The organism is Novosphingobium rosa NBRC 15208 (genome assembly GCF_001598555.1).
Classification (GTDB): Bacteria; Pseudomonadota; Alphaproteobacteria; order Sphingomonadales; family Sphingomonadaceae; genus Novosphingobium; species Novosphingobium rosa.
In genome coordinates this window covers 1-25,612 of the sequence record NZ_BCZE01000054.1, presented here as the reverse complement: position 1 = coordinate 25,612, position 25,612 = coordinate 1, and the positions used below count along the sequence as shown (strand labels likewise).

The window sequence follows — 25,612 nt, the reverse complement described above, 5'->3', positions numbered from 1 at the left end:
GCCCAGATGCAACACCGCCCCCGGGGACAGGCTCCGAGGGCGGTGCGACATGAGCCTGAAAAGGCGCGTTTTTGGCTGACCTCAGCCGAAGTTCTCATGCGCGCCAGCTTCGCCCTTCAGCCAATAGCCGGCAGCGCGCATCCATGCGGGGGGATGGCCGCGCTCTTCCAGCACATGGGCGCGCAGGGCCTTGGCCACGCCAGCCTCGGCGGCGATCCACACATAGCCCTCGCCCTGCGGCCATTCCAGCGCGCTCAGGGCGGCAAGCAGGCGGGCCTGGTCATCGCCCTCGCCTTCGTTGCGGGCCAGCCATTGGGCTGTCCATGCGGTTTGGGTCTCGATCTGCTGGGCCTCGGCCGGGCTGTCGACCAGCACGATGGTGGTGACGGGCACGCCCCCGCGCAGGCCCTCCAGACGGCGGCCGATCGAGGGCAGACCGGTTTCGTCGGCGATCAGCAGATACCAGTCGAAATCATCGGGCACGATCTGCGAGCCGCGCGGGCCGCCGATGTCCAGCGTCGTGCCGATCTGCGCCGTCTGCGCCCAATGGGCGGCGGGGCCGTGATCGTGCAGGGCGAAATCGACGGTCAGGCTCTGGGTGGCATTGTCGAAGGCGCGGGGGGTGAAATCGCGCATCAGGCGCTCGCCATTCTCCTCGCCGAAGAAAAGCTTGATGTGATCGTCCACGCCCGCGCTGTTGAAATCGGAGAGGTCTGGAGCGGTGAAGACGAAACGGCGCATTTTGGGCGAGAGGTCGATCACGCTGGTCACCGTGATGGTGCGGCGGCGCAGCTCATGGCGGACGCGTTCGATGTGATGGCGGGGCTGGGTCTGGGTCGACATGGGAACGAACTCCAATGACTGGGCGACAGGCACAGACGCCTGCGCAAAAGGATGATTCTCAGTGGGTGTCCCCGCCAATGGACGACTTGCGATTCAAAATCAAGATATATCTTGATGCAGTTTTACTTACTCAGTCGAGACCTTCTAGACGAGATTGGCCTGCAACCACGCCACCGCCCGCTCCGCCCGCTGCGACAAAGGCCACTCGGCGCGATGCAGCAGCCACAGCCGGTCGATCACCGGGGGGCCATGCTCCACCACGCGGATCGCCGCCTGATCGCGAAAAGCCTGCCGCGCATGGCGGTGCAACACGGTGAACCCCATGCCCCGCGCCACCGGCTCCAGCATCAGCCCCACCTGATTGGAAAAACCCTTCACCGGCAGGCTGGCCACCCCCGGATGGCGCGGAAAGGCGAGGCCCAGCAGCCGCGTCGCCATGGCCTTGCCTTCGGGATGGTCGATAAAGCCCAGCCGGGCCAGATCCTCCCAGCTCTTCACCTGCGCCTGCGCGGGCACGATCAGCTCCAGCGCCTCGCTGCCGAAAGGCCTTGCGATCAGGCGCGGATCATCGGGCAGCACGGTGGCCAGACCCAGCTCGAAACGGCCCGCCAGCACCGCCTCCACCACCTCGGCGTCCGGCGCGAAGCGGTGATGGATTGCCAGCAGCGGATGCAGCGCCTGCAGATCGAGCAGCAGCGGATAGATCTTCAACCCCACGCTGCCCGGCGTGATCAGCGAAACCGCACCCTCGCAATCGCAGTCGCCCTCGATCCGCTGATGGAGCAGCCTTTCGGCCTGCTCGCGCGCCTGCGCATGGTCGAGCAGCAATCTGCCTGCGGGGGTCATCTCCACCTGCCGCCCTCGCCGCACCAGCAGAGGGCCCAGCCGGTCCTCCAGAGCCCGCACATGCTGGCTGATCGCCGCCTGAGTCACCCCCAGCCGCTCCGCCGCGCGGGTGAAGTTGCCCAGATCGGCCAGCGCGATGAAACTGCGCAACCAGATCGGATTCAGCATTAGCATTATTTATCGAATCCATAAGCGACCACGGGGTTATCTAATACAAGCCATCGCCTATCTTGGCCATCATAACCTCTCCCTCTCCCCCCGGAGTTTCTGAATGACAGCCTTGTTCACCCCCTTCACCCTGAAGGATGTCACCCTTCGCAACCGCATCACCGTGCCCCCCATGTGCCAGTACAGCGCGATCGACGGCGCCGTCACCGACTGGCATCTGGCGCATTACACCGCTCTGGCGCGCGGCGGCTCGGGTCTGGTGGTCGTCGAGGCGACCGGCGTGCTGCCCGAGGGCCGCATCTCCCCCGGCTGCACCGGCATCTGGGATGACAGCCATATCGCAGGCCTCTCCAAAATCGCCGCCGCCATCAAGGCCGCCGGCGCCGTGCCCGGTATCCAGATCGCCCATGCCGGCCGCAAGGCCAGCGCCAACCGCCCGTGGGAAGGCGATGACCACATCCCCGACAGCGATCCGCGCGGCTGGGACACCATCTCCCCCTCGGCCATCGCCTTTGGCGGCGGGTTGGGCAAGGTGCCCCGGGCCATGACGCTGGAGGATATCGCGGAGGTGCGCGAAGCCTTCGCCGCCGCCGCCAGGCGCGCTCTGGCCGCCGGTTTCGAGTGGCTGGAACTGCATTTCGCCCATGGCTACCTCGCCCAGAGCTTCTTCTCCGTCCACGCCAACCACCGCGAGGATGCCTACGGCGGCGACGCCGCAGGCCGGGGCCGCTTCATCCTTGAAACGCTGAGCGCCGTGCGCTCTGTCTGGGCCGAGCGCCTGCCGCTGACCGCCCGCTTCGGCGTGATCGAATACGATGGCCGCGACGAGGAAACGCTCTCCGAAGCCATCGACCTCACCCGCAAGATGAAGGACGGCGGGCTGGACCTGCTGAGCGTCAGCATGGGCTTCTCCACCCCGGAGGCGCACATCCCATGGGGCCCGGCGTTTCTGGCGCCCGTGGTGGCCCGCGTGCGCCGCGAGGCCGGGCTGCCCGTGTCCTCGGCATGGGGCTTCGATGCGGCCGCGGATGCCGAGAGAGTGGTGGCGGACGGGGTGATGGATCTGGTGGGCATCGGGCGCGCCATGCTCGCCAATCCGCATTATCCTCACCGTCTGGCGCTGGAGCTGGGCGTGGATCAGCCTGATGATGTGCTGCCCGCGCCTTATGCCCATTGGCTGGCGCGCTATAAGGGGCCGGGTAAGGCTGTGGCTGCTTAAGAAGATGGAAGGGAAAGTGCGAGGGTCATGACCCTCGCGCTCCCTTTAGTGTCTACCTTGCGCTTGGGGTTCGGCATTGCGCCCAGCTTGCCGCGGCGCCGTGGCTTGCGCAGGTGGAGAGGCAGGGCGCTCCATGGCGGCGCCACTGCCCATGCGCCGGAAGACGTCATGGGAGCGCGAGGGGATAATCCCCTCGCGCTTCTCTTTTCCCTTACCTGATCGCCCCGTTAAAAGCGATCTCCGACACCGGCAGACGCGGGCTGGGCGCCTCACGCGCGGCCAGAGCTTTCGGCAAGGTCGATGCATCCCCGCGACGGCCGATCGCCACGGCGACTTCCACCTTATAGCGCTCCCCTGCCCCGGTGATCTCCCCGGCGCGGGCGGCATCGAAACCGGCCATGGCATGCGTGGCGAGGCCGAGGCGCGTCGCCTGCAGGGCCAGATAGCCCCAGGCCGCGCCGGCATCGAAGCTGTTGGTGCCGGCGGGCGTGGACTCGGTGGAGCCGGGCGCGGTGATCTGCCGGTCGGAGAGGATGAACACCAGCGCGGCGGCGTTCGAGGCCCAGGTGGCGTTGAAGGGCAGCAGGGCCGAGACGTAAGCGTCCCAATGCGCATCGCCCTTCACCGCCCATGCAAAGCGCCACGGCTGATAGTTGAACGCCGAGGGGGCCCAGCGCGCGGCTTCGAAGAGGGGCTTGAGATCGGCCTCGCTCAGCGTCGAACCGTCGAAGGCGCGGGGGGACCAGCGGGCGAGGAAATATTCATCGATGGGGTGGTCAGCAATGCGCGGCTCGCTCATGAAACGCCTTTCTTCAATGATTTAGGTGACATTCTTGGCTACAGGTTAGCCCATTGCCCGCCCCGGCGCGAGCGCCCTGCCAAAAAGAAATGCTTTTAACCCCATAATCTCTAGTGATTTGATAGAGTATATGAGGTTATCATACATCGCCTGCCTCACCAGAGAGTTGCGAAAAAACGATGCCTGTCAATCTGCCCACCAATCTGCTCCGCAGTTTCGTCGCCATCGTCGATGCCGGTTCGATGCTGAGTGCCTCGCACAAGGTCTTCGTCACGCAATCGGCGCTTAGCCTGCAGATCAAGCGGCTGGAGGAACTGCTGCGCCAGAACCTGTTCCACCGCGAGGGCCGCCGCCTGACGCTGACCCCGGCGGGCGATCTGATGCTGGATTACGCCCGCAAGGTGCTGGTGCTGCATGACGAGGCCGTGGCCACCATCAGCGCGGGGCATTTCGCCAGCCCCACGCGCATCGGCGTGGCGCAGGATTTCGCCGAGAGCCTGTTGTCCGGGCTGTTGTCGCAATTTGCCGATCATCATCCGGGGACGCAGATTTACTCGCGGGTGGCCGATACGCAGGATCTGCTCACCCTGCTCGACCGGGGGCAGCTCGATATCGTGCTGGGCTTTGCGCAGGCTTCCGACGATCGGGCCATCGCCCACACCGCCATGGACTGGTACGGCAAGGCCGACTTGCTGGAGCAGCCCGTGCTGCCGCTGGCCATGCTGGAGGCGCCCTGCCGTTTTCGCGATGCCGCGCTGCGGGCGCTGGACAAGGCGGGCATTCCCTATCGCATCGCGGTGGAGACGCCGCATCTCACCGCCCTGCGCACCGCGGTGGAAGCCGGGCTGGGCGTCACCTGCCGCACCCAGCTGTTCCTGACCGAGCCGCCGCTGTCCTCACGCAAGCTGCCCGGCCTGCCGCGCCTGTCCTGCATCCTGCAGACCGCGCCCCGGCTGGATATGGTGACCGGGCAGTTGGCACGGCTGGCGCATCAGGCGATGGCGGCGTTGTGATCGGGAGGGGCGCATTCGGACACGCGCCATCCTTTTTCCATAAAATCTGCCACCGAAGCGAATCGCAAGTCTGCTTGTCAGGGGCTCATAAAAATTCTTTTGCAACAGCGCCTTTGCAGCACAAGACAGTCGATGTGCCAGAACAGAACGGCCTCACCTGCCCCCTACATCCGTAGGATTGCGAATATTCTGCCTGATCCGTAAGTCGCCGTCACGCAGGGGAGCGATCTGACGTGATCACAGCGAGCCGTATTATCTTTCTTTTGTTCATCGGCCTTGTGTGGGGCACCTATGCCTTTTCGCCCTATCGGAATGCCGTAAGGGGCGTTTCGACCTTGCTGGCGATTTCCGAAAGCCAGGCAGCGGTTTTCGGAAAGCGCTAAGAGCCTGTTTGGAAGATGCGCAAAAGCGCATCTTCTGATGCGGCACCGGCCCTCTCCCCCACCCGGCCACCCAACGGCAGTATCATATGGCTAGCCGGATGGGGGAGAGGGCCGGTGCCGCAAATTCGGCTTCGCCGAATGTCCAAACAGACTCTCAGCGACAGGCTGCATCTGGCAGGAACACATCATGGCCACAGGCATGAAAATCTTTCGCGATCAGCAACTCAAGTCAAGTTCGGCACCACCGGAAACAGCATTGAACGCACTTTTACATCGCCTCAAAACAAGACAAGTCATGTAAAATTTGCGGCGTTCCGTTGATGTCTCCGCACCTCAACTGTATGTGCTCCTCCCGGACGGATCGCGACTTCATGTTGGGAGCTTCATGATGATGAGAAAAATTCTCGCTGGTATGGCGTGGAGCGGTGTTGTGTTCGCTTCGGGCGGTGCATCAGCTTACGCATGGATGCATGGCAAGCAACCCGCATCGCATGCCCAGAGCCGGACCAAGGCCATCGTCAGCCAGGCCAAGCAGAGCGATGCCCGCGTGATCCTGCTGGGGGACAGCATCTCGGAAATGGCGCTGCTGCCCCAGCTTTGCGGCAAGGATGTGCTGAACGCCGGGCTGGGCGGGGCGAATGCGGCGCAGGTCAAGACGATCGCCGCCGACATCCTGCCCGGGCGCAAGGCCGATCTGGTGGTGATCGCGGTGGGCGTGAATGACGCTGTCGGTCAGGCGCCCACCGACACTTCGGCCTTCACCGCATCCTATCGCCAGATCATCACGCTGGCCAAGGCCACCGGGGCACGGGTGGTCGCCGTCAATGTCGAGCCGGTGGTCAAAGCCAACCGCATCTTCGATCCCAAGCGTATCGAGGCGGAAAACCGCATCATCGCCAGCATGGGCGTGCCGACCATCGACCTGTGGTCAGCCATGCGCCAGCCCGGCACCGAATGGCTGCCCGACAGCTACAGCGACGACGGCACGCACCCCAATCCGGCTGGCTACAGCCATTGGAAAGCGGCGGTGGGGAAGAGCTGCGAGGCCTGAACCCCGCGTTTCCAGTGCTCGGTCAGCGCGGGGGAGGCATTCCGCCGCCATCGGCGTTCATGGTGAAGACCCGCCAGTTGCTGGACAGCTTTTTGAAGCGGCCAATCGCCGCATCATCATTTTGCGTGCCGACATGGCCGGTGGGCCCGTTCACGCTTTTCCAGTAATCGGCCGAGGCGGCACCGATATAACGGGCCGCAGCAACATCACTGTCGCTCGCGCCATTCGCCGGGATGATGCGTGCTTCATACTGCGCGAAAACCCCCTCGACGCCACCGGGCGGCAAGGGCTTGATGTCACCGAAGAAATGGAAGTTGTGGCCTCCGATCAGCACGACGCTGATGCCCCCGCTCGGCTCCGGGCGGGGCGACGCGGGGAGCGCCTGATTGCCGGTAAAACTCTCGACGAAGAGCGCTCCGTTCGGAGAGGCCTTGGTTTCCAGCAGGCACCAGCGGCCTGTCGCTTTCGGCCTGACGAAAAGGCTGAGGTTGCGGACCTGAACGCGCACGCCTGTCGAAACAGGCTGCTCCTGCGGCGCATAGATCATGGCGGTGGGCGTGATGCCCTGCCAGCCTTCGGGCGCGGAAGGCCCGAGGTGGACATGCGCCCGCACCGCCCAGCCATAGGGCTTGCCATGGGCATTCACGACGCCATGCGGAATGCCCTCGCCCGGCTGGGTCATGTCGGCCATGGTGGGCTCGCGGGCCTCATAGCGGGCAGAGGCGGCGATGGCACGGGCAGAGGGGGCCTCGCCGCAGGGCGGGGCGTGAAATTCACCCATCTCCGTGGCGGCATGGACTGGTGCGTGAATCGCTGCTGTTGTCAGGAAAGCCGCAAGAACCGGGCGTAGGATATTGCTCGACATGGGTAACCTCCCGCCCGCCATCTGGGCATAAAAATTACATAGTGATTCCGACCTATCACAGAACCAATTTCTCGCGAAAGAGGAAGTTCCCTTGGGCGGATGCAACCGGCCCGAGATAGCGGAGGCGCTCAGGCCACAGCCTGCAACCGTGCCACCAGAGCCTTGGCGGCCCGCGTGACCTCATCCCAGGTCTGCGCGAAATCCTCCCGGCCGCCGTAATAGGGATCGGCGACGGACTGGCCCTCATGCCCCGGCACTTCATCCAGCAGCAGGCCGAGATGGGCGGTGGCATCGGCGGGGCGCAATGTGCGCAGATCGGCCAGATTGTTGGCATCGAGAGCGAAGATATGCGTGAAGCGGGTGAAATCGGCGCGGCTCACCTGACGGGCGCGGTAGGCGGCTATGTCCACCCCGCAGCGCAACGCCTGAGCGCAGGCCCGCAGATCGGGCGCCGAGCCCACATGCCAGTTGCCGGTGCCCGCCGAATCCACCGTGACGGCAAGGCCCATGCGCTGCGCCTCCTTCCGGAACGCGGCCTCGGCCAGCGGAGAGCGGCAGATGTTGCCCAGACAGACGAAGAGAACAGAAGGCTGATGCATAAGGCCCGGCATAAAGCGCCGATCAAGGCCTGTCATCAGTCTGGATTTGGTGATCGGGATGCTGATCGGGCCCAGGCGGGGCTCCGCGCCCATGCGCCAGCCACGAAGTCCCGCCCTTTGCCGATTCGCCCTGCCGCCTGCATCGGCCGAGCCATGCCGAGTAATAACTCAATTTCGGCAGTAGACAATCACCCCGCGACCAATGGCCCGCCCTTTTCGACGGATGGAGTTAGGCCGCTTAAAGCCCCGAAAATCCGCGCCTGGAGCCCAATTTGGCACATACCTTTCGGGCCCTGCAGACAACGCGCCAGAGCATCTGCCAGTTGACCGTCAACGATCACCGACTCGAAAAATGCGGCATCCAGACCAGAGCATTTTCACTCATTGTGAAAACGCTCTAGGGTGCCCATCGATGACCCTGAACGCCCTGCCTCAACCCGGCCCCAGCCCGGTGATGGATCGCCATCCCGACATCGCCAGGCTGGTGCGCCTGTTCTATGAACGCGCCCGGCAGGACTCGCTGATCGGCCCCGTCTTCGAGGGGATCATCCACGATTGGGAAGGGCATTTTCGCGCCTTCACCGCCTTCTGGGCCGCGCAGTTGCGGGGGCGGGGACGCTATCGCGGCCAGCCCGTTGCCCCGCATGTCGCTCTGGCCAGCAGTATCACGCCCGACATGTTCGCGCGCCGGCTCACCCTGTGGCGCACCGCGGCTGCAGAGGTGATGGCCCCGCAAGACGCCGCCCTGCTGACCGAAAAAGCGCAGCGCATCACACAGGTGCTGCAACAGGCCGTGGCAGACACGCGAACAGAGGGTGAAACCCGGCCATGAACGGGTTGCTCTACGCCTTTATCGCCTGCTTCCTCGCCGGTTGCGGCGCGCGCGATCAGGTGCTGGTAGCCGCCCTGACCGACCGCCTCGGCCCGCGCTTCAGCCTGCTCGCAATCGCCTGCATCACCGGCGGCCTCACCTGCGCGCTGGCCGCCTATTTCGCGCAGGATCTGGCCGGCGTTATGAACCACCGCGCCCGCCTGCTGCTGGCCAGCTTCGCCCTTGCGGCGGCAGGAGTGGAATCGCTGCTCGTCTCCCCCGGGCGCCGCGCCAAGGAGCCCACCCGCTCGCTCTTCGCCGCGCTGCTGGTGCTGGCGATCAGCCAGATCGTCGATGCCGCGCGCTTTATCGTGCTGGCCATCGCCCTGCTCCACGCTCCCCTGCTCGCCGCGTTGGGCGGCACGCTGGGCGGCGGCGCGGCCATCACCATCGGCTGGTTCGGCGCCGGGCCGCTGCTGGCGGCAGAAAGACACCTGCGCCTCGCCCGCCGCCTCGCCGGGGCCATTCTGCTGCTTTCCGGCGTCACGCTGGGATGGACCACATTGGGCGTGCTCTAGGCTGTTGCCGCGTCGTTTTTGCGAAAAACCGCTTCCCGCTTTTTCGCACGATGCTTTTTGATCGGAATTTTCGATCAGTCTCGCCGTGCTTGCAACCTTACCCTCCACCGCGCAATGCACTACAAACCCTGCAAGATCATGCCGATGACCCAAAGGAGCGCCCCCATGACCAACAACGCCACCTCCGCCCTTGTCGACAGCCTGAACGGGCTGCTGGCCGATCTCTTCACGCTCTATGTAAAGACCAAGAACTTCCACTGGCACGTGCGAGGCCCCAACTTCCGCGATCTGCACCTGCTTTTCGACGATCAGGCAGCCGAGATCTTCGCCCTGACCGACATCATCGGCGAGCGCGTGCGCAAGAACGGCGCCACCACGTTGACCGGCATCGGCGCCATCGCCGCCAAGGCCAACCTGAAGGACGAACCCCGCGCCGACCTAAAGCCGGAAGAGATGGTCGCCCAGTTGCGCGACGATAATGCCAGGCTGGTCGAGGTGATCCGCGCCGTGAAAGCCGCCGCCACCGCCGCGGGCGACAACGCCACCGAAGGTGCCGCCGACGACTGGACCGATCAGGCGCAGCAGCGGCACTGGTTCCTGGCGGAAACTTTGGCATGATTTAACGTTGGAAAAAAGAGAATGCGAGGGCCATCGCCCTCGCGTTCTTTTTAATGTCTACGTTGCGCGCAACCTACCGGTCAGGCACGGATTAATGGCGCCGCAGGCATTATTCCGGTCGGCGGACTATGCCGGTTGGGCACGGCTTTCCCAGCATGCCCAGAGCGTTAGCGGCTTTCGGCGTGGCATAGTTTCCAGCTGCTGGCACAGAAAAGCTTGCCACCTGGATCACAGAGCGCGACAATCAGCCCATGCGTCACGACGTCGATCATCTCCCTTTGACCCAGCAGGCCGAGCTTGCGCGGGTGCGCCGGATTCTGATGGAAGAATTTGCCGTCGCGATCTCCCGAGCCACGCAGCCGTGGAAGAAGAACGGCAAGATTCTGAAGGTTATCCTGTTCGGCAGCTACGCTCGCGACGATTGGGTCGACGAGGCGGAGAATGGCTATCAGTCGGACTTCGATATCCTCGTTATCGTGAGCCACAAGGATCTGACCGACGTCGCGGAATACTGGTATGTCGCAGAGGACAAAATCCAGCGGGATACGGCCATCACGCGTCCGGTGAACGTCATTGTTCACGCGCTCGATGAGGTGAATGAGGGGCTGACGCGCGGCGAGTATTTCTGGGTCGATATCGCCCGTGATGGGATCGCGCTCTACGAGCTGGCAGGTTCGACACTGGCGACCCCTAGGCCCCTGACGGCGGCTGATGCATACGAGATGGCAAAAGGCTATTTCGATCAATGGTTTTCGGGGATCGACGACCTTCTTGCTGGTGTGGAGCTGTACCGCGAGCGCGGTAACGCAAATCTTGCCGCTTTCACGCTGCATCAGGCAGCGGAGCGGGCCTATATCTGTTACATTCTCGTGCGCAGTCTGTACGTTCCCCGCTCGCACAACCTCAAGTTCCTGCGCTCGCTGGCCGAGGACAAGCAACCACGGCTGATCGATAGCTGGCCCCGTGCAACCAAACTCGACCGGCGGCGCTTCGAACTGGCGAAGCGCGCCTATGTCGAGGCCCGCTACTCAGCCAGCTACGAGATCGGCGCCGAAGATCTGCAATCGATCAAGGACATGGTGCGCCATCTGCGCGACAGCGTTGAAACAGTATCCCTCGAATGGCTCGAGCGACTGCGGGCCAAAGCTGCGTTCCCGTTATAACGCGTCCAGGAATGCCAGAAGGCGATCGCCAGCCTTGTACCTTCCGCCCTTCTGACCATTGAACGGCTTGCTCCTGGCCAGTGCCGCTTCCCTCAGCGCGAGGTGTGCGTGCAGGTAAACCTGGGTGATTCTGATCCACTCGTGCCCGAGCCAGAAGGCGATAACCGAGATATCGACGCTGGCCTGGAGGAGCTCCATCGCTGCGCTGTGCCGAAGAACATGGGGTGCGATCCGCTTGCAGTTCAGCGAAGGACACTGCAGGGTCGCAGTTATGACATGCCGGACCAACAGGCGCTGCACGGTGTCAGGGCGAAGCGGGCCGCCATGAATGTTGGGAAATAACTTCGTCGAGCCTTCCTGCCCTGCCTCCTGGAGCCAAGCCTGCAGCAGTTGACCGGTCTGCCTGGTGAGCGGCGTGCAACGCTCCTTGCGGCGTTTGCCGAGGCATCGGACATGGGCGCCCCTCCCTCCCAGAACCACTCCTCGCGTTCGAGCCGGATGATCTCCGAGAGCCGTAACCCGGTTTGGGGAGCGAGATGAAGAAGCATGTGATCGCGCTGTCCGATCCAGGTGCTGCGATCAGGTGCGGCCAGGAGGGCATTGATCTCTGCGCGCGTGAGAAAATGCATCTCGCGTTTGTCATGCAGCTTGGCCGGGATCGCCAGTACGCGCTGGATCTGACCACCATGGCTCGGCTCTTCGAGCGCGGCAAAGCGGAAGAATGCGCGAATGGCAGTCAGCCGGAGATTGCGCATCTTGATTCCAATTGCCCGGCTCACCTCCAGATCGTCAAGAAACGCAAAGATGAACGGGGCATCGAGATCGGCCAGATCGAGCCGGGATGGCAGCTTATCCAGCGTCGTTTGCGCGAAGGCGAACAGCAGGCGGAACGTATCACGATAGGATGCGATGGTGTGCGTACTGGTGTTGCGCTGTCGCATGAGACGTTGGGTGAAGAAGCGCTCGATGAGCGCTGGCAGGGTTGCGGCCCCGGTCATGCCTGTGCCTCCCAGCGCGTTTCGAGCCGGTTGACAGCTTGCTCCATCAACTCGGGGTAGGCTAACAGATACCAATAGGTGTCGCGGATTTTGCTGTGCCCCAGATAGGGCGCGAGCATCGGCAGCAGGCGCTCGATATCTTCGCCTGCCCGATACCGCCGCGCCATGGTGTTGACCGCAAGCTGTGGCTCAGGTCGTGGACTCGCTGGCCTTTGCTATGGGGTTCGGGATCGCGCAGTCCGATCCGCCTTACCACGCCCAGGAATACCCGCTCCGGATATTGAAGGCGCAAGCGCTGCCCATGAAGAAGCGGGAACTCTTACGGCAATCAGGGGACTCGTCACGTCGCGCTACATAGTCCGCCAAAGCCTGCGTCGTGGTCGGGTGAAGTGGAATCAGCCGCCCTTTGCCGCCCTTCGTCATGCGCGGCCTCAAGATCCCAACTTCAAGATCCGCATCTGCCCGCGCCAAATTGATCGCTTCGCCAATACGCATGCCAGTGGCAGCGAGCAGACCGAAGAGGCAATGATAGGTCCAGCGATTGATACCTTTGGCCCAACCCTAGTGAAGGGTCACTTCGAATAGTTGCTCGATGTCCGTAAGATGTCGGACAAATCCACGCACCGCCGATAATCACAGCCGCCATGACGTTCGCTGAGCCTGGGTGATCCAGGCCATGGCGAGCCCACGCGTAATGATGGTGAACTAGCGCGACGAACTCCCCCAGATAACGGGCTTCCCTGTCGTAGCGGTGGCCGAACCCACGCCGCATGCGCAGATAGCAGTTGAGTGCCTGATCGAGCCCGCTCATTGCGCGCCTCCCAGCCAAGTCTGGCTCAGGGTGTGCAGGTTGCCGATATCCACCTTAGCATAGATCCGTGTCGTGTCTGGTTGCTCGTGACGCAGAAGTTGGCCGATCTCGGTCAGCGGCGCGCCTGATCGTAGCAACCCGGTTGCCAGACTGTGGCAAAAGGCATGCAAGCCGGTAATACCAGCGTGCCTTATCGCCTTGCGTGCGACGGTCTGCACCGCGGGTGCTCCCTTGAACCCGGCATATGGCGCGACCGCGAGCAGAATCAGGCTCCGGCTGTCTGATCGGGGGCGTCCGTCTTGCAGATAGTTAGCGATTGCCGCACCGACATCGGGCGGCAGCGGCATGATCGCCATTTTGCGCCCTTTGCCGTGAACCGTGAACTGCCCGGCATGCCAATCGAAATCATCAAAGCTCAGCCTGACCACTTCGGTCGCCCGCAATCCCAGACGGGCAAGCAACTGAGGATCGCGTAATCCCTTCGGCCGGTTAGCGTGCTCCGGTCACAACCGGCAAGGACACATTGCACATCTTCTATCGGCATGAATCTGGGCAAGCCGGCTTCAGCACATCGGCGCACTGATGGTAGCGCTGCCGTCAAATCCTTGGCGAGAAACCGTTCAGCATGCAGGTATCGCAGGAAGGCGCGCAGGCGAGAGCACATGATGCGGGCAGTTGTCGGTCTGTGGTCGCCAGCATGTCGCTCAACATAACGTGCAACCTCGCGGTACGAAAGGCGCGCGGCGTCGGCGCGGCTCATCATCCTCAGCTCTTTGAGAAATGGACGAAGAAACCACAGGTGGCTTGCGATGGAGATTGTCGCGAGACCACGCTGACGCGACATATAGAAGGCATAGGCATCGAGAAGGTCCTCGTGAGGAACGCCTTCTGGAACTGGCCTAGGCGCAATGACGGTGGCGTCGCGCATGACCGACAACACACGAGCTAACGCCGACGCGTCGCCTTGACGGCGCGGTTGGTAGCGGGCTCGCTTGGCCAAATATCGGGTGACGAGCGCTTCCTGGATATCGGCAAGCCCAGCGCCGGTGGCGGCAAGCCAGAAGCCAAAATCTCGAGAAAGGCTCAGATCTCGCTGACCGATTTCTCGAATGTAACCTCGTCGTTGCAGCCATTCGACGTAGAGGTGGATGTGCTCGCCGACCGGGCCATGTTGCAGACCCCGCAAAACCCGACTGCTATTCGAATACTCACGGTGATCATTGCCTTTCCTCTTTGCGCACGTGATGCACGCAAGGAGGAAACTATGCCGCACCGAAAGCCGCTAACGCTCGGGCCATGCTGGGAAAGCCGTGCCCAATCGGCATAGTCCGCCGGTGAGCATAAAGCCCCTATGCCGCACGCGGCATAGGGGAAAGTAAAATTCCTGCACGACCTATCCTTCAAAGATGATCTGCCTGCGGGGCTTTGCATTGGGCAGGTGGAGAGGCTGGGCACCCCGATAGGGGGCCCCAGCCCGCGCGTCAGGAGACGTTTCGGGAGCGCGAGGGTGTAACACCCTCGCATTTTCCTTTTTCCTGAAGCCCTTACGTCAACAAATGCCCCGACCGATCCCGCTTTGTTGCCAGATAACGCTCATTATGCGGGTTTGCGGGCAACTCGTGCGGCACGCGCTCGATCACCGGCACGCCCACGCCGGAAAGTGCATCCACCTTGGCCGGGTTGTTCGTCATCAGGCGGATGCCTTTCACGCCCAGCAGCGCCAGCATCCGCGCCGCCACCGGGAAATCGCGCGCTTCATTGGGCAGGCCGAGGCGGTTGTTGGCGTCCACCGTATCGAAGCCCTGATCCTGCAGGCGATAGGCGCGCAGCTTGTTGATGAGACCGATGCCCCGCCCTTCCTGCCGCATATAGAGCAGCACGCCCCAGCCGCCCTTGCTGGCCTCGTCGGCCATGGCAGCCAGCGCCGCGTCCAGCTGCGGCCCACAATCGCATTTCAGGCTACCGAGGACATCGCCCGTCAGGCATTCGGAATGGAGGCGCACCAGCGGCGCGCGGTCGCCGCTCTGCTGGCCGATCACCAGGGCGACATGCTCGCGCAGATCGTTCACGCTGCGAAAGGCGACGATCTCGGCGTGGTCGCTGGCCGAGACCGGCAGGCGCGCACGACTGGCGATGGCGAGATGGGCCGTGTTCTTCCAATCGGCCAGATCTTCGGCCTCCACCTGCTGGGCCTCGCCCTCGCCTGCCGGGTCGATCAGGAAGGCGGGCAGGATACCGGCGATACGTGCCAGCTCATTAGCGGCGCGCGCGGTGGCGACATCGGGGATCGGCTCGGCAAGGAACGGGCCCTTGAGCGGGTAATCGAGATCCAACGAAGGATCGGCGATGGCCCGCGCCGTGGCCAGATCGAAAGGTTCGGCGGCGCGGATCACCACGGGAGCCTCGGGCTCGGCGGCGTCGCGCTGATTGGCGAGGCGCAGCGAGACCGCGCGGGCCGCGCTGATCAGCATGCGCTCGGCATGCAGATCGGGGCCGAAGCCGGTTTCGGCGGGGATCAGCACCCAGCTGCCGATGCGGATCGCCCAGCCGTGGCGCAGCGCATCGACGGCCAGCGCCACGCGCCGCGCCGGGCTGCTCACAGATCGAACTCGGTGATCAGCGGCACATGGTCCGAACATTTCTCCCAGTCGCGCGCGTCCTCGATGATACGGTGGCCGGTGGCCTTGGCCGCGACCGAGGGCGAGGCCCACATATGGTCGAGGCGGCGGCCACGGTCGTTCACCCGCCAGTCCTTCGAGCGATACGACCACCAGGAGTAGTAGCGCGCCGGGGCGGGCACCAGCTGGCGGCCCAGATCGACCCAGTCATGCGCGGCCTGAAAGCGGGCCAGCGTCTCCACCTCCAGCGGCGTATGGCTGACGACCTTGAGCAGCGCCTTGTGGCTCCACACATCTGATTCGAGCGGAGCGATGTTGAAATCGCCGACGATCAGCGTGGGTTCGGCCACGGCGCCGGCCCAGCCGATCATGCGTTCGAGGAAGTCCAGCTTCTGGCCGAATTTGGGGTTGATCGTGCGGTCGGGCTCGTCGCCGCCGGCCGGGATGTAGACGTTCTCGATCACCAGCCCGGAATCCTTCAGGCGGACGCCGACGTGGCGCGCCTCGCCATTGGCCTGCCAGTCGTGGCGGTCCACCTCCTCGAAGGGAATGCGGCTGACGGTGGCGACGCCATGATAGCCCTTCTGCCCATGCACCGCGTGATAGGGGTAACCCGCCGCGGTGAAGGCGTCATAGGGGAAGAGTTCGGCAATCGTCTTGATTTCCTGAAGGCACAGCACATCGGGTGCCTCATCCTTCAGAAAGCGTTCGACCAGCGGCATGCGGAGCCGCACCGAATTGATGTTCCAGGTGGCAACGGTGATCATGCGCGCCATGTAGGGCGATGCGTGGCGCCTGACCAGTCCGGCGCGTGGATTGCAGGCAAGAAAAAACCCTCGTCCCGGGGGCATGGGGACGAGGGTTCGTGTCTGCGTTCGTCACGCATATCAGGCGGTCTGTCTTGGGGCAGCGGGCAACAGGGGGGAAACCCGCTTTGTCATCCCGTCCTGACAAGAGTTGTTCTAGCGGGGTTTGCCTGTCTGCCAAGTGAACAAAGCTGGCAGGATTGTCGCAGATTGTCATAAGTTTGAGGCAGCTCGTCACCATTGCAGACGGCAGAAACCCCGCGCCGTGGCTGCCCGGCACGGGGTTTCGTATAAAAATTCAGTATATTAAACCGCGTAAAGCCCTATTTGTGCGGGCGCGCCCTTGTATCGGTGAAGCGGAACAGATCCTCCGAGGGGTTCACATTATACTGCTGGCCGCTGAGCGCGATTCGCGTCTGGCGATTCTGCGCGTCACGGGTGGTCCATGATTCCAGCTCCAGCCCGCCCGGCGCCCCGCCCTTGCGGCGGAACACAAAGGTCATCGTGCCATATTCGGGGTGAGTCTTGTCCTTTACCTCGATGGCGACGGCGCCCGGATCGTTCACCGGCACCAGTCGGCCGAATCGCGCGGCATCCTTGTTGGGATCGAGCAGCGCGCCCAGCGGGCTGTTGTTGATCGGCCAGCGCTGGGTCTGGTTGACCTCCTTGTCGATCATGAACAGCGCATGCCCGTCCGAGAGGATCGTCATCGGATAGCCGGGCTGGTACTGGAAGCGGATCTTGCCGGGGCGCTTGAGGTAAAGCGTGCCGCGCACGCTGCCACCGTTCGAATCGTTCTGCACGAAATCGGCCTTGAGCGCGGTGATCGCCCGCAGCGCCGCCACGGCCTCGGCCACTTGCGCATTGCCGGGCTGCGGAGCGTCCGCCGCCATGGCGGGAACGGGCAAGGCCGCGACCAGCGCCACAGGGGCCATACCACGCAAAAAGGCCGCCAACCCCATGGTCAGCAGCCTCTTCGCGAATGCCCCCCCAAGGTTCTCGGGCAGGGCGCTCAGGTTCGAAACCTGTCTTTCATTCATCCGGGTCATGTCCTGCGCTGTGTCAGCGCAGGCTTGAACCCGCGCTGAATTACTTGATCTTGGCTTCCTTGAACTCGACATGCTTGCGCACGACGGGGTCATACTTTTTGAACACGAACTTCTCGGTCGTGTTCCGGGGGTTCTTCTTCGTCACATAGAAGAAGCCGGTGTCGGCGGTCGAGACCAGACGGATCTTGACGGTTGCGGGCTTTGCCATGGCGCTTTCCTAAATTCCCTGCCTGACTGCCCCACCGCCACGGCCTTGTTCGCCATGCCAATGTACAGTCTGTAAAAATCAGCAAAAGCGGCAGGCACAGGCCCACCGCCCTTCAAGGCTGTGCCCCTTGGCTTAGCCGCGTGACAGAGTCAAGCGCGAAGAGCCAAAGCGCTGCAATCCGGCCTTCAGTCAGAAAGGCCGCGCGAACGCCCCCAGCCACGCACAGGCCCATCGCCGATCCGGCCCACCACATGGGCCCCGACGACCAGCGCCAGAGCGCCCAGCATGGCAGTGCCAAGGGAAAGCGGGCTCAGCCCGGTGAGCAGGCCCTCGCTGTCGAGCGCGCCCGCCAGAACGGCGCCCAAAGCGCCCAAAGCGGCATGAAGCAGCACACCGCCGGTACGAAAAACCAGACCGACCAGAGCGCCCAGCGCAGCGCCAGCCAGCAGCATGACAAAAAGGGTCATCGCAGCACCTCCAACAGCCCCCTGTCATGCAACAGGATACGCCGATCAGAGTTCCGCGCAAGCTGGCTCCATCGCGCCGAAATCGCATTCCGGCGCGAATCGGAGCCCCTGATGCGAATCAGCTGTGGCTCAGCCAGACGATGGCCGCAGCGCCCAGAATGATTCGGTAGATCGCGAAAGGCATGAAACCCGAGCGGCTGACATAGCCCACGAAGGGCTTCAGCACCGCCAGCGCCACCACGAAAGACACCACCGAGCCGATGGCCAGCTGGGTGAAGCCCACCTCGGCCACGCCGCTCGACAGCTCGTGGCGATGGTCGAACAGCTGCTTGGCGGTGGCGCCGAACATGGTGGGGATCGCCAGGAAGAAGCTGAACTCCGCCGCCGTACGCCGCTCGACGCCCATGGAGAGCGCGCCCATGATCGTCGCGCCCGAACGGCTGACGCCCGGCACCATCGCCAGACACTGCATGAAACCCACCGCCAGCGACTTGCCGACAGGCAGATCGGCCAGCCCCATCGGGCGGCCCTGCTTGACCAGCTTCTCGATCACGATGATCGCGATGCCGCCGATCAGCAGCGCCCAGGCGATCACCACCGGCGTTTCCAGCAGCATGTCGATCTTCTTTTTCAGAAGCACGCCCAGAATGGCCGAGGGGATGAAGGCCACCAGAATGTTGCGGACAAAACGGATGGCGCCCGCCTCGCCGCGCAGCAAGCCTTGGATCACCGCCCAGATCGTGCGCCAGTAGACCACCACCACGGCCAGAATGGCGGGCAGCTGGATCACAATGTTGAAAACCTCCCACGGGCGTTCGTCATAGCCGAAGAATTTGGTGGCCAGCACCAGATGCCCGGTCGAGGAGACCGGCAGGAATTCGGTCAATCCCTCGACAATGCCGAGCAGGATGGCGGTGGTCGTCAACGACATGGGAGAGCTTTCCTTGAGGGGAGCAAAAGGAGGGGCGGGCGCCCCGAATCGCCGTTACAGTTCAACGGAAAGCGCGTTCTCGTCAAATTGCAAAGAAGCAAGGCGAGCGTACAATCCGCCCGCCCGTGCCAGCTCGTCGTGACGGCCCACTTCCACGATGCGCCCGTTCTCCATCACCACGATGCGATCGGCCGCGCGCACGGTGGAGAGACGATGGGCGATCACCAGCGTGGTGCGGCTGGCCATCAGCCGGTCGAGCGCATCCTGCACCAGACGCTCGCTTTCGGCATCCAGCGCGCTGGTGGCTTCGTCGAGCAGCAGGATCGGCGCCTCGCGCAGAAGGGCGCGGGCGATGGCGATGCGCTGACGCTGGCCGCCCGACAGACGCGCGCCACCCTCGCCCAGGAAGGTGTCGAGCCCCTCGGGCAGGGCGCGCAGGAAGCTTTCGGCATTAGCGGCAGCGGCGGCGTCCCAGATCTGGGCATCGCTGGCGTGCCAGTTGCCATAGCGCAGATTGTCACGCGCGCTGGCGGCGAAGAGCACGCCCTCCTGCGGCACCAGCGCGATGCGGCGGCGGATGTCGGCGGGATCGGCGCCGGTCAGCGGCACGCCGTCCAGCTTGATCGCGCCGGTCGCCGGATCGTAGAAGCGCTCGGCCAGCTGGAAGATGGTGGACTTGCCCGCGCCCGAGGGGCCGACGATGGCCACCGTCTCGCCCGGCTCCACCTTCAGCGTGAAATCGGAAAGCGCCATATATTCGGGCCGCGTGGGATAGCGGAAGGTCACGCCCTCGAAGCTGATCGCGCCGCGCGCCGGTTCGGGCAGGATGATGGGCCGCGCCGGGGCCGCAATCGCGGGCTTTTCCTGCAGCAGCTCGGACAGGCGGCTGGCCGCCCCCGCCGCGCGCACCAGATCGCCATAGACTTCGGACAAGGCGCCAAAGGCCCCCGCCACCACGCCGCCGGTCAGCACGAAAGCGGCGATGGTGCCGCCGGTGATCTCATGGCGGGCCACGCCTACCGCGCCGCGCCACATCAGCACGTTGAGCGCGCCGAACACCAGAAACATCGCCACGCCGGTCATGCAGGCGCGGATCACGATGCGGCGCTTGGCGGTCTCGAAGGTGCTCTCCACCTTGGCGGAGAAGCGCTCGGCCTCAAGGCCTTCCTGATTGAAGGCCTGGACGATGCGCGTCGCCCCCAGCACTTCGGAAACCAGCCCGCCGATCTCGGCCACGCGATCCTGACTGTTGCGCGCCGCACCCTTCAACCGCCGCCCGAAGATGGTGATCGGCGCCACCACGCAGACGATGCCCAGCAGCAGCCACAGCGTCAGCCGGGGCGCCAGCAGGAACAGGAAGACGATGCCGCCCGTGCCGGTGATGATGTTGCGCAGCGCGATCGAGGCGGTGGTGCCCACCGCCTGCTCGATCAGCGTGGTGTCGGAGGTCAGGCGGCTGGAAATCTCACGCGGGGAGTTTTCCTCGAAGAAGCTGGGAGGCAGGCGCAGCAGATTGCGCTGCACGGCGATGCGGATATCGGCCACCACCCGCTCGCCCAGCCAGCTGACGTTGTAGAAGCGCAGCGCCGTGGCCAGCGCGAGAACCGCCACCACGGCGAGCAGCCCCTCGAACCAGATGCCGACATCCTCGGGCTTGCTGCCGGGAGCGAAGGCATGGTCGATGATCAGGCGGAACATCATCGGCACGCCCAGCGTGGCCGCCGAAGAGGTGACCAACGCCAGCAGCGCCATGGTCACCCGCCCGGGATAGGCAACCGCCGCGCGCCAGATCATGGCCAGGGCGCCCAGCTTGCGCGCATCCTTGCCCGTGACGGGAACCTCCTGCGGCGCCGGGCTTGCCGGCGCAATCTGGGAAAGGGCATCCGTTGCGCTGGGCGCGGGTTCGGCGGCTGGAGCGGGCGCGTCGATGGTCATGGGCTGAGCCCCTAAAACATTTCTGGCGGCAATGAAATGGGGGCACGCGATCAAACCCTGATGGCACATGCGCCGCAATTTTTACACGTGATCGGGTAAATTCATGCGGCCACAAGCGATTGTGCATTGCAACATGGCGCAATCGCCCCCACATTCAAGGCCAAGCGGCAGCAAGACCGCCCGCCGGATCGCCCGGACCGGCATGCAGGAAAGTGCCAATGCTTTATAATCTTTATGAAATGCAGCGCAGCTTGCTGTCGGGCGCCAGTGCCTGGGCGTCGGTGATGGCTGAAACTGTCACGAATCCCTCCATCGGCCCCTCGCTGCTCGGCATGGGTCCGGTGATCGCCAGCGCGCTGGACGTGTTCGCCCATGCCGCTATGCCGCGCGGCAAGCCCACCTTCGACATCGAGACCGTCACCGTCGATGGCAAGGAGCATCCGGTCACGGAGGCCATCGTGCAGCACAAGCCCTTCGGCAACCTGCTGCGCTTCACCCATGCCGGCCTGCCTGCGGACGCGCCGCGCCTGCTGATCGTCGCGCCGATGAGCGGCCACTATGCCACGCTGCTGCGCGGCACGGTGGCGCGCATGCTGGAACGCTCGGTGGTCTACATCACCGACTGGGCCGACGCGAAGATGGTCCCCGCCGAGGCGGGCAACTTCGATCTCGACGATTACATCGACTACCTGATCGGCTATCTGGAGCATATCGGCCCCGGCGCGCATATGCTGGCGGTCTGCCAGCCCAGCGTTCCGGCGCTGGCCGCCACGGCGGTGATGGCCAAGGCCAAGCATCCTGCCCGCCCCCGCACGCTGACCCTGATGGGCGGCCCCATCGACACGCGCGAGGCACCCACCAGCGTCAATGACGTGGCCACGGATCGCCCCCTCGCCTGGTTCCAGCACAGCGTGATCGCCACCGTGCCGCTGCATTACCCGGGCGCGGGCCGCAAGGTCTATCCCGGCTTCCTGCAGCTGGCAGGCTTCATCTCGATGAACCTGCAGACCCATCTGATGAGCCACTGGCAGATGTTCCGCCATCTGGTGGATGGCGATGGCGAACATGCCGCAAGCTCCAAGGCCTTCTATGAGGAATACCGCAGCGTCTGCGACATGACCGCGGAATTCTACCTCCAGACCATCGAGCATGTGTTCCAGAAGCACTCGCTGCCCAAAGGCGAGTTCGTCCATCGCGGCGAGCCCATCGACCTTTCGGCCATCACCGACACCGCCATCCTGGCCGTGGAAGGCGAGCGTGACGACATCTCCGGCATCGGCCAGACCCGCGCCGCGCTGAAGCTGGCCCCGCGCCTGCCCGAGGATGCCAAGCGCTATCTGCTGGTGGAGAAGGTGGGCCATTACGGCATCTTCAACGGATCGAAATGGCGCACCATCATCGCCCCGGTGGTGGAAGGCTGGATGGCCAAGCATGGCGGGGAACCCAAGGCAACGCCTGCCATCGCCGCGCGCAAGCCTCAGCCCACGAAAGCCGCCACGCTCGACTAAGCTGCTGCGGAGCGGCTGAGCTGGATTGCATCGGATCGGCCGCTCCAGGCTTTCCCGGGAAGCCAGGCCCAGACGCTTGGCCTGTAGGCGCCTTATGGCTGCGCGAAATGCTCGTGTGGGGTGAAGACCAGCTCGGGCTTGTCCTGCATAAGCTGGCGCAACCCCTCGGTGTCGAGCTCCCACCAGCGGGTGTCCTCGATGGCAGCGATGGTAGCCTCGTCAAAGCGCATCCGCACCACCCGCGCCGGATTGCCCGCCACAACGGCATAAGGCGGCACCGCCCGCGTCACCACCGCGCCCGCCGCGATCACCGCGCCGCGCCCGATGCTGCCCACCTGGGGCAGGATGATGCAATTGTGCCCCATCCACACATCATCGCCCACCGTTAGGGTGACATGGGGGATCTTGTTGTCCTCCACCACGCCCAGATGCTGGTTGTAGAGATAGGCCGTCAGCCCCAGAAACTCGACACCGTGGTTGCGCAGGAAGATCTGCGCGGTGGGCGCGAAGGAGCAATAACGCCCCACCGTCACCCCGGCAGGCACCCGGCCCAGATCGAAGCAGCCATAGCTGTAGAGCCCCACCTCAACCCCCTGCGCACGAAATTTCTCACGCAGAGCCAGGCTGGTGAACTCGTCCATGGGACTATGGCGACCACGCAGACGGTCAATCAGACGGCGAATTCTGGACATCAATTCCTCAGATGATCACGCAAGCTATGGACACCGCCGCCATCACCACCAGCGACCACAGCGCGCTGGCGTCCGAGCGCTCGTCCCGGAACATGGCGAACCACAGCACCAGCGTCGAAGGCACGCTGGCCCCGGCCAGCAGCCATGATGTGATCGGCAGGCCGTAATGCGGCAGCGCCACCGCCGCCAGAACCACAAATGCCGCCACAGAGGCGATCTGCGCCGTGATACGGGTGCGGATAAAGCCCAGAGCCGAAAGCTGGATGCCATAGCAGGCCCCGCCCATTCGCAGCATCACGAAGACGCCGAAGCCCCGCCACAGCGGGATCAGCGCATCATAGCGGCTGCCATAGACCAGCTTGGTGAAGACCGGCCCCACGATGATGAAGCCCAGCGTGCCGATGATCGCCAGAGCTGTGAATTCGATGTTGATGCGCCGCGAATTCTGGCGAAACACCTCGGGCTGGCTGTTGAGCGCGGCGGCCGCCAGCGTGGGCATATAGACCGTGGCCAGCGCCACCGCGAAAGGCATGATCACCTGCACCAGCCGCGCGCCGGACTGATAGATGCCGATATCATGCGCGGCCAGCACCGCGCCGAACAGCAGCACATCCACCTGGCTCGACAGCGTCGTCAGAATGGCATCGACGGCATAGGTGGAGGAGCGGGCAAGCATCGCCTTCAAATCCTCGACCGAGCAGCGCCAGCCGATGGCGATCCCCAGCCAGCGCCGCAGCACGATGCCGGAGGTGACCAGATAGATGATCCGCGAGATCATGAAGGCCGCCGCCGTCAGCACTGTGCTGTGCGTCAGCAGCGCCGTGCCGCCCACCAGCAGCATGATGACCACGCTGGTGGTCGTCACGATCACCGCCTCGACATCGAAGCGCTGGCGCGCGCGCGCCGCGATCATCTGCAGATCGCCGAAAGCATAGGTCAGGCAGCCCACCAGCGCCATGGCATAGATGCCCAGCTGCGCGGGCCGCAGCACCGCCGCGCCGCCCAGGAACACCACCGCCACCAGCGCCGAGAGCAGCAGCTTGGTGACCATAGCATGGGTAACGATCTCGCCCGCCCGCTCCGGCTCGGCCGAGGCAAGGCGCAGCGCGCTGATCCCCAGCCCGTAATCCGAGACCACGCTGACAAAGGCGGCATAGGCAATCGCGGTGGCGAGCACACCGAAAGCTGCCGGATCGAGCGAATGGGCCATGACCACGAAGGTGAGCATGCCCACCCCCATGCGCGCAGCGGTGGCCACCAGCATCAGCAGCTTGTCGCGATTCATAGTCTTCGCGCCACCGGCTTGGCCCGCCGGAGCGATTGTGGCAGCTGTGCCGGTCGATGTGGTCGGGCTCAAGCAGGCTATCCTTTGAACAGTCAGCAGAGGTCGCGACAAGGCCGTGCAATGCCCCGGCGCGACAGGCCCACACGCCCCAACCTGCGCCCGGTATCAGGCATAAGGCCGATCATGCGGAGATTTACAGGGGGCTTACACGCGGTTTTGCAATGCAGCAAGACGCGATCGACGCGCCGTGCAGTGGGCGTTATTGCCCGTCGGAATCGTTGCCACCACGGCGGCTGATGTCGAAGCGGATGCGCACCCACTCGCCCACCTGCGGCTTGCCATTGATGCGCGGCGGCCAGACCAGAAATTGCCACGCAGCCTGCTGCAACTGATGCCCCAGCCCCGTGCCCCGCGGATTTTCATCGAGAATCTCGCAATCCTCTACATGGAAATGCTCCACCGTGCGGCAGGCGATCGTCGCCCAGGCGCCCGGCGGCACCGAGGGCTTGATGTAGGTGCGCGTCTCGGCCTCGGTCGGCTCGCGATACCATTTCGCATTGTACAGCACCGCACCGCCCGGCCCGGTGCCCGCGCCCTGACCGCCGCCCGAGCCGCCACCACCGCCTCCGCCCCCGCCGCCACCGGCTGACTTGGGCATCTTGCTGATGTCTGACGAGGCCATCTCGTCATGGCTCATATGGATGAAGCCCGGCGTCACGGGCGCAGGCGGCGGCGGAGGCGCCTCCTCTGGCTTCTGCAAAGGCGCGGGCGGGCGCACGGCAGCGGTCACCGCATGGGTGACCTCGGTCTTCTGTTTCTGCTCGGGCGTCTTCTTCTGCTCATTCTTCTCCTGAGACATGCTCAGCGAGACCAGATGCCCCTGCCCCGGGCCAGACCCCGGCCCCACCACGCCCAGTTCCAGCAAAACCAGCGCAAACAGCAGCAGGATCGCCAGCGACAGCAGCGCCGACACCGTGCGATCACGCAGGCGGCGTTGTCCGGCAAAAGAGACGGGCAGGCTAATCGGTCGAACCTTTCATGGCCGCCCACTGGAGCAAGGGCAGCGCGGGAATCGGAGGCGCATGGGGCATAGAGCCTGCACCTTTCCCTGCAAAGCGGAACATGTACGGGAGGTGAAAGGCGAGCAGGAAGGAAGAGGAAATGCGAGGGTCATAACCCTCGCGCTCCCTTTCATGTCTACCTTACGCTTCAGTTTCAGCCAAAGAGCGAGGCACGCTGCGCCGCAGCGCTTTAACATCGCTGGCACCGCGTATCGTACAGGAATTGCCTGCCTGCGGCGCACTATGTGGCGCAGGTGGAGAGGCTGAGCGCCACGCTTCGGAGCCAC

28 protein-coding genes and 1 pseudogene are annotated in these 25,612 nt (G+C 64.2%); 8 read left to right on the top strand and 21 right to left on the bottom strand.

What is annotated here, in order from left to right; genetic code table 11:
- Positions 1–81: 81 nt before the first annotated feature.
- Positions 82–843, bottom strand: coding sequence for a siderophore-interacting protein (locus SR3_RS19645; RefSeq protein WP_157098985.1), 762 nt, complete (start codon positions 841–843; stop codon positions 82–84).
- A gap of 144 nt (positions 844–987) precedes the next feature.
- Positions 988–1,863 carry a LysR family transcriptional regulator gene (locus SR3_RS19640; RefSeq protein WP_218018854.1) on the bottom strand — a complete coding sequence of 292 codons (876 nt, stop codon included), beginning with the start codon at positions 1,861–1,863 and terminating at the stop codon, positions 988–990.
- Between the two features lie 97 nt (positions 1,864–1,960).
- On the opposite strand from SR3_RS19640, the gene SR3_RS19635 reads away from it, so the two are divergent.
- The gene (locus tag SR3_RS19635) at positions 1,961–3,076 is read left to right on the top strand and encodes an oxidoreductase (protein ID WP_068089992.1); all 1,116 of its coding nucleotides are present in this window, start codon (positions 1,961–1,963) and stop codon (positions 3,074–3,076) included.
- 211 nt (positions 3,077–3,287) lie between these two features.
- On the opposite strand, the gene SR3_RS19630 is transcribed toward SR3_RS19635, so the two are convergent.
- Positions 3,288–3,875, bottom strand: coding sequence for a nitroreductase family protein (locus SR3_RS19630; RefSeq protein WP_068089991.1), 588 nt, complete (start codon positions 3,873–3,875; stop codon positions 3,288–3,290).
- 179 nt (positions 3,876–4,054) lie between these two features.
- Here SR3_RS19630 and SR3_RS19625 point away from each other — a divergent pair, with 179 nt between their 5' ends.
- Positions 4,055–4,888 (top strand): LysR substrate-binding domain-containing protein, encoded by an 834-nt coding sequence (locus SR3_RS19625; RefSeq protein ID WP_068089990.1) that lies wholly within the window; start codon positions 4,055–4,057, stop codon positions 4,886–4,888.
- Positions 4,889–5,656: 768 nt separating this feature from the next.
- Positions 5,657–6,322 (top strand): SGNH/GDSL hydrolase family protein, encoded by a 666-nt coding sequence (locus tag SR3_RS19620; RefSeq protein WP_084455735.1) that lies wholly within the window; start codon positions 5,657–5,659, stop codon positions 6,320–6,322.
- A gap of 22 nt (positions 6,323–6,344) precedes the next feature.
- Here the strand turns inward: SR3_RS19620 and SR3_RS19615 are convergent, their stop codons facing one another.
- Positions 6,345–7,187, bottom strand: a complete 843-nt coding sequence (locus tag SR3_RS19615; RefSeq protein ID WP_157098984.1) for a hypothetical protein — start codon at positions 7,185–7,187, stop codon at positions 6,345–6,347.
- A gap of 128 nt (positions 7,188–7,315) precedes the next feature.
- Positions 7,316–7,786: a low molecular weight protein-tyrosine-phosphatase gene (locus SR3_RS19610; protein WP_068090019.1), complete on the bottom strand. Its 471-nt coding sequence runs from the start codon at positions 7,784–7,786 to the stop codon at positions 7,316–7,318.
- 412 nt (positions 7,787–8,198) lie between these two features.
- On the opposite strand from SR3_RS19610, the gene SR3_RS19605 reads away from it, so the two are divergent.
- The 4 genes from SR3_RS19605 to SR3_RS19590 all read left to right on the top strand — a co-directional run bounded on the left by SR3_RS19605 (position 8,199) and on the right by SR3_RS19590 (position 10,956).
- Positions 8,199–8,618 (top strand): group III truncated hemoglobin, encoded by a 420-nt coding sequence (locus tag SR3_RS19605; RefSeq protein ID WP_068089987.1) that lies wholly within the window; start codon positions 8,199–8,201, stop codon positions 8,616–8,618.
- On the top strand, positions 8,615–9,175 hold the full coding sequence (locus SR3_RS19600) for a hypothetical protein (RefSeq protein WP_157098983.1): 561 nt from the start codon (positions 8,615–8,617) through the stop codon (positions 9,173–9,175). The genes SR3_RS19605 and SR3_RS19600 overlap by 4 nt, the downstream gene beginning before the upstream one ends.
- 165 nt (positions 9,176–9,340) lie before the next feature.
- Positions 9,341–9,793, top strand: a complete 453-nt coding sequence (locus tag SR3_RS19595; protein ID WP_068089985.1) for a Dps family protein — start codon at positions 9,341–9,343, stop codon at positions 9,791–9,793.
- Positions 9,794–10,044: 251 nt separating this feature from the next.
- A complete protein-coding gene (locus SR3_RS19590) occupies positions 10,045–10,956 on the top strand; it encodes a HEPN domain-containing protein (RefSeq protein WP_068089984.1) in 912 nt (303 codons plus the stop codon).
- On the opposite strand, the gene SR3_RS32480 is transcribed toward SR3_RS19590, so the two are convergent.
- The 13 genes and pseudogenes from SR3_RS32480 to SR3_RS19540 all read right to left on the bottom strand — a co-directional run bounded on the left by SR3_RS32480 (position 10,951) and on the right by SR3_RS19540 (position 20,779).
- Positions 10,951–11,436 carry a tyrosine-type recombinase/integrase gene (locus SR3_RS32480; RefSeq protein WP_407668181.1) on the bottom strand — a complete coding sequence of 162 codons (486 nt, stop codon included), beginning with the start codon at positions 11,434–11,436 and terminating at the stop codon, positions 10,951–10,953. The two genes, SR3_RS19590 and SR3_RS32480, sit on opposite strands and share 6 nt — an antisense overlap.
- A 278-nt stretch (positions 11,437–11,714) precedes the next feature.
- Positions 11,715–11,897: pseudogene (locus SR3_RS32830) on the bottom strand (integrase); the annotation flags it as partial.
- 53 nt (positions 11,898–11,950) lie between these two features.
- Complete coding sequence (locus SR3_RS32235) at positions 11,951–12,121, bottom strand: site-specific integrase (RefSeq protein WP_218018853.1); 171 nt, start codon at positions 12,119–12,121, stop codon at positions 11,951–11,953.
- 82 nt (positions 12,122–12,203) lie between these two features.
- A complete protein-coding gene (locus SR3_RS32825; RefSeq protein WP_407668182.1) occupies positions 12,204–12,500 on the bottom strand; it encodes a tyrosine-type recombinase/integrase in 297 nt (98 codons plus the stop codon).
- 261 nt (positions 12,501–12,761) lie between these two features.
- The gene (locus tag SR3_RS19580; protein ID WP_169805667.1) at positions 12,762–13,193 is read right to left on the bottom strand and encodes a tyrosine-type recombinase/integrase; all 432 of its coding nucleotides are present in this window, start codon (positions 13,191–13,193) and stop codon (positions 12,762–12,764) included.
- Positions 13,181–13,951: a tyrosine-type recombinase/integrase gene (locus tag SR3_RS31455; RefSeq protein WP_157098982.1), complete on the bottom strand. Its 771-nt coding sequence runs from the start codon at positions 13,949–13,951 to the stop codon at positions 13,181–13,183. The genes SR3_RS19580 and SR3_RS31455 overlap by 13 nt, the downstream gene beginning before the upstream one ends.
- 358 nt (positions 13,952–14,309) lie before the next feature.
- Positions 14,310–15,404, bottom strand: a complete 1,095-nt coding sequence (gene ribA, locus SR3_RS19570) for a GTP cyclohydrolase II (RefSeq protein ID WP_174549170.1) — start codon at positions 15,402–15,404, stop codon at positions 14,310–14,312.
- On the bottom strand, positions 15,362–16,150 hold the full coding sequence (locus SR3_RS19565) for an exodeoxyribonuclease III (protein WP_068090018.1): 789 nt from the start codon (positions 16,148–16,150) through the stop codon (positions 15,362–15,364). Before SR3_RS19565 ends, ribA begins: the two co-directional genes overlap by 43 nt.
- Before the next feature lie 362 nt (positions 16,151–16,512).
- Positions 16,513–17,229, bottom strand: coding sequence for a LolA family protein (locus SR3_RS19560; protein ID WP_084455733.1), 717 nt, complete (start codon positions 17,227–17,229; stop codon positions 16,513–16,515).
- A gap of 49 nt (positions 17,230–17,278) precedes the next feature.
- Positions 17,279–17,446, bottom strand: a complete 168-nt coding sequence (gene rpmG, locus SR3_RS19555; RefSeq protein WP_068089980.1) for a 50S ribosomal protein L33 — start codon at positions 17,444–17,446, stop codon at positions 17,279–17,281.
- Positions 17,447–17,631: 185 nt separating this feature from the next.
- On the bottom strand, positions 17,632–17,913 hold the full coding sequence (locus SR3_RS19550; protein ID WP_068089979.1) for a hypothetical protein: 282 nt from the start codon (positions 17,911–17,913) through the stop codon (positions 17,632–17,634).
- 118 nt (positions 17,914–18,031) lie between these two features.
- Positions 18,032–18,844, bottom strand: a complete 813-nt coding sequence (locus tag SR3_RS19545; protein WP_068089978.1) for an undecaprenyl-diphosphate phosphatase — start codon at positions 18,842–18,844, stop codon at positions 18,032–18,034.
- Between the two features lie 54 nt (positions 18,845–18,898).
- Positions 18,899–20,779, bottom strand: a complete 1,881-nt coding sequence (locus tag SR3_RS19540) for an ABC transporter transmembrane domain-containing protein (protein ID WP_084455732.1) — start codon at positions 20,777–20,779, stop codon at positions 18,899–18,901.
- A 218-nt stretch (positions 20,780–20,997) separates the two neighbouring features.
- Here SR3_RS19540 and SR3_RS19535 point away from each other — a divergent pair, with 218 nt between their 5' ends.
- Positions 20,998–22,287: a polyhydroxyalkanoate depolymerase gene (locus tag SR3_RS19535; protein ID WP_084455731.1), complete on the top strand. Its 1,290-nt coding sequence runs from the start codon at positions 20,998–21,000 to the stop codon at positions 22,285–22,287.
- A 92-nt stretch (positions 22,288–22,379) separates the two neighbouring features.
- On the opposite strand, the gene SR3_RS19530 is transcribed toward SR3_RS19535, so the two are convergent.
- The 3 genes from SR3_RS19530 to SR3_RS31450 all read right to left on the bottom strand — a co-directional run bounded on the left by SR3_RS19530 (position 22,380) and on the right by SR3_RS31450 (position 25,237).
- Positions 22,380–22,979 (bottom strand): CatB-related O-acetyltransferase, encoded by a 600-nt coding sequence (locus SR3_RS19530; protein ID WP_157098981.1) that lies wholly within the window; start codon positions 22,977–22,979, stop codon positions 22,380–22,382.
- Positions 22,980–22,986: 7 nt separating this feature from the next.
- A complete protein-coding gene (locus SR3_RS19525; protein ID WP_157098980.1) occupies positions 22,987–24,336 on the bottom strand; it encodes an oligosaccharide flippase family protein in 1,350 nt (449 codons plus the stop codon).
- A 187-nt stretch (positions 24,337–24,523) separates the two neighbouring features.
- The gene (locus SR3_RS31450) at positions 24,524–25,237 is read right to left on the bottom strand and encodes a hypothetical protein (RefSeq protein ID WP_068089975.1); all 714 of its coding nucleotides are present in this window, start codon (positions 25,235–25,237) and stop codon (positions 24,524–24,526) included.
- Positions 25,238–25,612 lie beyond the last annotated feature (375 nt).